The organism is Aliivibrio finisterrensis (assembly GCF_008933155.1).
Classification (GTDB): Bacteria; Pseudomonadota; Gammaproteobacteria; order Enterobacterales; family Vibrionaceae; genus Aliivibrio; species Aliivibrio finisterrensis.
This window is the reverse complement of sequence record NZ_WBVP01000029.1, coordinates 22,842-29,890: the sequence shown is the minus strand read 5'-3', so window position 1 is coordinate 29,890 and position 7,049 is coordinate 22,842. Positions and strand designations below refer to the sequence as shown.

At 38.3% G+C, this 7,049-nt stretch carries 3 protein-coding genes and 1 pseudogene; all 4 read right to left on the bottom strand.

Annotated features, from left to right (window positions below):
- A partial coding sequence (locus F8B77_RS16520) for an FG-GAP repeat protein (protein ID WP_167512845.1) occupies window positions 1-2,763 on the bottom strand: 2,763 nt, incomplete at its 3' end.
- A gap of 695 nt (window positions 2,764-3,458) precedes the next feature.
- The gene (locus F8B77_RS16515) at window positions 3,459-4,523 is read right to left on the bottom strand and encodes a replication initiation protein (RefSeq protein WP_151656691.1); all 1,065 of its coding nucleotides are present in this window, start codon (window positions 4,521-4,523) and stop codon (window positions 3,459-3,461) included.
- A 920-nt stretch (window positions 4,524-5,443) separates the two neighbouring features.
- Window positions 5,444-5,890: pseudogene (locus tag F8B77_RS18020) on the bottom strand (DUF1016 N-terminal domain-containing protein).
- 189 nt (window positions 5,891-6,079) lie between these two features.
- Entirely contained in the window at window positions 6,080-7,048 is a 969-nt protein-coding gene (locus tag F8B77_RS16500) for a ParB family protein (RefSeq protein WP_151656687.1), read from the bottom strand.
- Between the last annotated feature and the right edge of the window lies 1 nt (window position 7,049).

Here is a 7,049-nt window from a genome sequence, read left to right as displayed (position 1 = left end):
GGCATAACTTAAAACAACATTGAGACTATCAACCACAATTTGAATGGCGGAAACGCTCGTGAGCGATTGACTATCCACTTGCCCGTTCACTTCACTGAGGTTATTCACATCGACACCAGTCACACCGATGTCGGCATAGTTAGTGACGGTGGGGGCGGTTTGGGTGTTGTCGGCGACATAGGCTTGAATAATGTTCAAGCTATCCACCATGGTTTGCACACTAGCCATTGGTGTCAGTGATTGACTGTCTACCTGACCATTGACGTCGCTGATATTCGAAATGTTAACGCCCGAAATCCCCGCAGCCGCATAGTCGGCTAATGTCGGCGTAGGCTGATTATTATCAATGGCATAGGCTTGAATGACATTAATGCCATTCACCATCGGCTGCACATTCACCATGTCAACGTGTGCAAGCAATTGAAGTTGCATATTGACATCAGCGAGGTTTGAAGCGGTGACATCGGTAATTTCAGCATCAACATAGTTTTGTTCGCTCGGTGCTGTCGCGCCACCGGCAGCCCACGCTAAAACAATATTGACGGCATCGATACGCGTTTGTAGCGCCGCAGTAGAATCCAGTGCATAAGGTTCATAGGCAACCACGTAAGCGGCACCTGAATTATTTGCCGCTGTTGAGGTGTTGTCAAACGAAGTGCCTGTCGAGGTGTTATCTTGTGCATCAAAATCTGTATCACGGTCACTGTTGATCACAACCCCTTGAAAAGCACGGTCATCGTTATCAGCACCAACCAGCACATCTACCCCGTTGAAACTCAGATTGTTTCGATCACCAAATAAGTCATTAGTGGCAGAAGGCGAGGCTACGTAATATTCTGATGCTTGCCAGTTAGTGACATCGCTATCACTGAGATCATAAACATACACGCCTTGAGAGGCATACCCCACAGAGGCTAACTTATCTCCCAAGGGAGAAAGCCGAGCATCTGCACCAAAACCGCCACTCATCGGTGACAGCGATCGAATAATGGCTATTTCTTGCCAACTATTATTAGTGAAATCATAAATATAGACCGCTCCACTATTGACTATTGCATTCGTTTCACCATCATCTCTTGGCGAGCTCAATGCCACACGAGAGCCATCCGCATTCACACTGACTGCAAAACCAAAGCGGTCACCATTTTGAACCTCTGAGCCCATAAGTGTTTGTTCAAGCTGCCATTGCATTCCATTATAACGGTAGGCAAAAGCGCGCCCTAACCCGGTCGCACCAAATGCGCCTACGACAATCACATCACCGTTATCAGAGGTATCAATATGGGTTGAGAAATTCATTGAATTAGTGGGCTTATCTAACTGCTGTATCAAAGACCAAGTACTATTTTCTAGTCGATAAATCTTTACCACGCCTGAATGTGCGTTAGCCCCCACCGCCATGATATTACCCTGGGCATTTATAGCTAACGATGGCTCTGGAGCATCCGAGATATCGTGATCGACAACCGTCATTGACCAAGTTTCACCCCATTGCGGCACATCATTAACAATAGGTACATCAAACACAAACGCTTGATTAGTGGCACTGGCAATAACGCGTCTTCCATCCACACTCATTACTACTTCGCTCAACTGATTAATGGTTTGGTTGGTGCGCAAAATCGTCACTTCTTGCCAACTGTTACCCTGACGACGATAGATATACACCGCACCCGCATCATCGGTCGTTGTGTTATTACTTGGCGCCTTCCACGCTAAAACGGCGAGAGTCATTCCATCACGTGACATCGCTGTTGCATCCCCAAATTGATGACCGGCCTGAGCATCGCTAGCTTTGAGGTAGTGCGTCAACCCTTCACTTTTTTCTTTGATTAATTGGTTGTTGAGATAAGCCAAGATATCAGCACTGACACCGGTAAGATTCAAATCAGTATAATGTTCAAGTGTTGGTGGGGTTGCATTTGAATCAATGGCGTAAGCCTGTATTGCATCCAAAGAGGCGATGACTGATGCAATACTTGACAAGGTATTGAGCCCATCGGTTTGCACAATATTATTGATAAGTTCCACATGCAGTGCGCGTAAATCGGTAAATCCAGCAATATGGTAGGTGGTTACATCGGGTGCAACACTAGTGGTGCCATCGGCATAATCATCAAGGGCATTGATGGCATCGACTAAGGCTTGAATTTTTGCTTCCGTGGTGAAATCGCTGTCAACTAATGTTTGGTTGTAATCATTAGTATTTATTGAACGCGGGTCAGTTAACCCAGCGTTGGTATAATGGGTATCAATCGGCTCTGTATTGGTGCTATCTGCGCTGTAGCCCAATAACAGATTCAAATTATCGATTTTGATGGCTAACGTAGGCAGTTGAGCTATTGTCACATTTTGGCCGCCCACATATGAGTTTAACAAATCCAAATCATCAGTATTGACGCCGCTAATCCCTGCTGTCGTGTAGTCACTCACTGTTGGTGCAGGGTTGGATGAATCTGATGAATACGTTGTAATAAGATTCATTGCATTAATTATAGCTTGAATCATCGTTGACTTTTCACTATCAGTCGTAAGCAAGCTCCAATCAGCGCTGCGAGATTTTAACGCATCACTGTATTGGTTGAGATTACTAGCGTTTAAAGAGGTGAGCGCAGGCACAATTGCTTGGTATTCGGCTTCAGTTGGATATGTAGTTGTATTGCCGACTGTATAATCATTAATTACTGATAGATTAGCATATGCGATGTTGCACATAAATGAGTACAGTATAGTTAACAAAAAACCTGTACTTAACTTATTCATAATATACATCCTTTGTAAGGATCTGGAGATATTAATTATAAGTAAAGCCTATAAAAGATAATAAACCAAGTTTGTATATTATTTATACGGCTTACGTATGCGATTAGTCTTTTTTCATACAGGGTAGGTAGAATATATCTAAAATAGGGATATCAATAATGAAAATTACTGATAATTATACAGTTAAGTGAAAACTAAATTAATCTTATTGAGAAATGAGTTATTACTGTCTTGATAAAAGGATGTACCACGTTTATAGAAAGATAATAGTTATAAATAAGTAGTAGAGATACTTAACGAAAAATATCGGCTCTGTATTTACTCTATATTTTGTATCTATTCTATTCCTACTCATTTTGCCCATATCTTATATAAATAACTATTTTCTTTATTATTAACTATTTAAGCTATGTAATCTATAAGAACTATGGAGCTCATTAACTCCTTGTTTATATTAGTTTATTTTACCTTTTAGTTACACTTTATCCGTATTAATGATCATATAATTCGAATGTATGATCTACTTACCCGTTGTTATGATCTTTATACCCGAACATTTGATCTTTATACCCTTGTTTATTGATCATATAGTTCTCTTTAATCATACATTTTATCCGTGTTTGCGTTATGATCATTTTGGATAGTTTCGAGATGTATTAGTTACTTATGATAAATATACTAAAGTCATGTTTTTACTAGTAATTATCATCAACTAACAGGTTATTCATCTCGCTTAGGAAGCTCTCAATAGATTGAGCCATTTCCACACGTTGTTCTTCTTCTTTTTCACGGCGTTTGATTGCGATGTTTATCCTGCTAGCTCGATCATTTTCACCTATAGATGTATAGCAGTGTGAAAGGTTCTTTAGTTCTTCTGTTGTGAGTTCGCTTCCTCCTATACGTTTCATTTCTAATGTAGAAATAATCCGTTTAATATCTTCAAGGTTGAGTTTTTGTACAGGATCTTTCTTTTCTACCCAACGGTAAAGAAATTTGATCTTTGAAATTTTTCGACCTTCTCGGTAGACCTCATAACCATGGGTTTTTCTATCTTCAGAATCAAAGAACATGATCTCTTTATGTGTCTCTGAGTCGTCTTCGATACCTTTAATGCTGGCTTTGATACAACGATCAATAAACACACTGTTATTTGAGAAAGATTGTTTTCCTGATTTTATTTTACCTGCTGGATTGTGTAGTCCGAATAGCCCTTTTAAATCTTCAATATTAAATGTTTGTAGATAAGTACCGCCTCCTTTAAAACGACTAAGGATTTCGTAAAGACGCTTGGCATACTCTTTCTTTAGGCTTAGAAAACTCTGAGTGGTAATAAGAGCGTAACTATTATTATATTCGATATAGGCATCTTTAAGTTCTTCATTAGGCTTCATTGTTAGACACCTGTCCTTATAAGTCACTCGCTTAAATATTGAGATAAAATCGAACTCTTGAATTTGTTTGTTATCGTCTTCAATTAATACGCCAATATTTTTTTTAGTTAGTCTATCTGCGACAGGTCTGAGTGTCTTTGCAAGCTCCTTCGGGGCAATATTCAACCATCTTGAAAGTTGAGTCGATGTGAATTGATAGGTTGGTGTGTTGTTACCCTCCCAATCTTCCGGTTTCATATGGGCTATCATCAAAGCAAAGAGATCTGCTTCGCGTTGTGTAAGATCTTGCTGGGAGAATACGAGCTTATGCGCTTTTTTGAATTGTTTCGGAAGTGTATGCTTTTTCGAGGTATTGACTTTGGTATCCATGTCTAATCTCTATCTATTTCTATTAACTGGAAGCATAACACTTTATCCGTGCTGGCATCACAGGTTTTCCGTTATTTACTTTAAAAATCCGTGTTACTACACGGGTAATGCTATATACGTTTCAACACTAGGGGATATATGTGTTGAATTGCTGTGGCACTCGCACTCGCACATTGTTGCTCGTTAAATAATCGATTTGTATACTCTGATATACAGTATGAAGCTGATTACATGCTTCATAATTATGTTTTTCATAGTTTCCGTAACAAGAAATTAGTTATGACCTCTCTATGGGCCAATATTATGAGGTTTTGTAATGGTTTATGTTCTTGCTTATTGTGGTCTATTTGAAATTTGCGAAAGCGCTGAAAGGCATTAATTAAATTTTGGCAATGTTGTTAGAAATTGATCTATTTATCCGTGTTTTTCTCTATTAAGTGTCCAATATCTTGCTGTTTCATCATTTTCCTACCAATTTTCCGTAACAGCGATGGTTACACTACATATTTTCCGCCTAGTCAGATAAGCAATATCTATGTATTTATTGATGTTTTTTTCATCAATAAATACATGAATTGTAATCTATTTGATTGTATCTTATCTATTGCTTCCTCATAGTTAGCTATATAATTAATCTGTTTATCCGCTTTAAAGCTTCATTTACCATCTAATCACACACTTTATCCGCGTTAAAGCTTCATTTACCATCTAATCACACATTTTATCCGCTTTAAAACTTCATTCATCACCTAATCACACATTTTATCCGCGTTAAAACTTCATTTACCATCTAATCACACACTTTATCCGTGTTGTAGCGACGGGAATACGTGTTTAAGGCGGATAATCTGTGATATTGTTCTAACTATAGTGAAACTTGTGTAGGAATTTCGGTTAATCCTTCCATTACCTGTATCGAACTACCAATAAATAAAGGGACACATTAGATTTTTATTTTTCTCACACAATAAATAAGAAGTCGTTTCCATTTCTCGACTAAGCTCTTCTTTATCTTTACTTGCCGCTAAACGTAAAAATAAGCTGGTTTCTTTTTGGTGTTTAAGCTCTCTTACACTCCAATTAGCGTTAACCGCTTGATTCTTGTAAAACGTACGTTCTGTCGTGTTATCAATTTTTAATAACTTAACATTATGTGACTATCTCAAATGGTGTGAGACTGTCGCACCATTTCGATTCGCAAGATAAAACTGACGAAATTGCTTCAAATTAGAAAGACTAAAACCTTTACCATGAGCTAATTTTAAATCTCGACTTAAATTGGTGAGCAACTGCTTTCCGTACTGTGCGATTACTTGCCCTTCTTGTTCAAACACAACTATATGTTGTCTAATCTTACAATCAGTCATTATAAGCCTACGTTAACCGCTGAGATGTCTTCGCTTGACCTTGTGAGAAAGTAATAGATATCATACCTAGTAAATCATGGTATTCGCATCAACAGGTTTATTTATCATGAACTCAGTTATCCAAAAAATTTTAGTACCGAGATGGTTGTTTTTTCCTAAGATTTAAAAACAACCCCCATTGTCCCCAGTTTAATTATCTACCAATTCCGCGTTCACTTTATCAGATACATACTTAATGATGTCATCGTAAAGCTCAGAAGGTAAACGGCTTAACTCAATTTTTAAACCACGGTTATCATTGCTTTTTAATACTTTAGCGTAAGTATTTTTATCATCAAAATCAGCAAGTTTTGTCGTATTCCAGGTAACTTTATCTATAGGCTTTTTAAGTTTGGTTTCCATTAGGTTCAAGATTGATTTTTGTTTATCTTCAACACTTATCTCTTCTTCAGCATCATTTAATTTTAGTGATGAAATAAACTTGGTAACGCTTGTATTTTCTTTAGATAATTGTTTTTCAATTTTGGCCAATTTTGCATAGTAACCATTTGGGATACCTTCACAATCGGGGAAAACTGAAATCAACACCTGATCAATCGATGCTGCAACATAACGTTTACGACAGGTCTCACGGCCTAATGAAAGATATTCAGCTAGTTCATCAATCTTAGTGAAAGCACCCTCTTTCATTAGCGTTTCGTAATCAACCCCAAGCTCACGATAAGACAAACGCTTTACCGATTGAGTCGTTTGAATAAAAGCGATTAAATCCGCGTCATCGATACTCTCTTCAATCACCCATAGTGGCAGTTCTTTGTGTGCATGAAGGCAGCTAAAACGGCGACGTGAGCTATCAATCAGTTCATAAACGCCCTGTTCATTTTTGGTCGCGACACCTTCGGTATGAACGCCCTCTTGTTCAATGCTGATTAAAATATCGCGCACTGAATCTAGTGTTAATGATTCTTGTCGTCTCGGATTTAACTTATGAATTGCCGTTTTGCTTTTTAATTCAGTCGCAGCCACGACAATGCGTGTTGCACTTACTTTCTTGCCACTCGCAAAGGTTAAGGTTTTTTTTACGCCTTCATTTTTTGGTAATTTGCCAAGATTATTTCCTTGATTGAAACCGGTGCGTTTATCTTGTGGTCTTAGCATC

Coding starts and splice junctions, on each gene's coding strand:
- F8B77_RS16515 (WP_151656691.1), bottom strand. CDS start 4,523: ATGGATACCAAAGTCAATACCTCGAAAAAGCATACACTTCCGAAACAA.
- F8B77_RS16500 (WP_151656687.1), bottom strand. CDS start 7,048: ATGCTAAGACCACAAGATAAACGCACCGGTTTCAATCAAGGAAATAAT.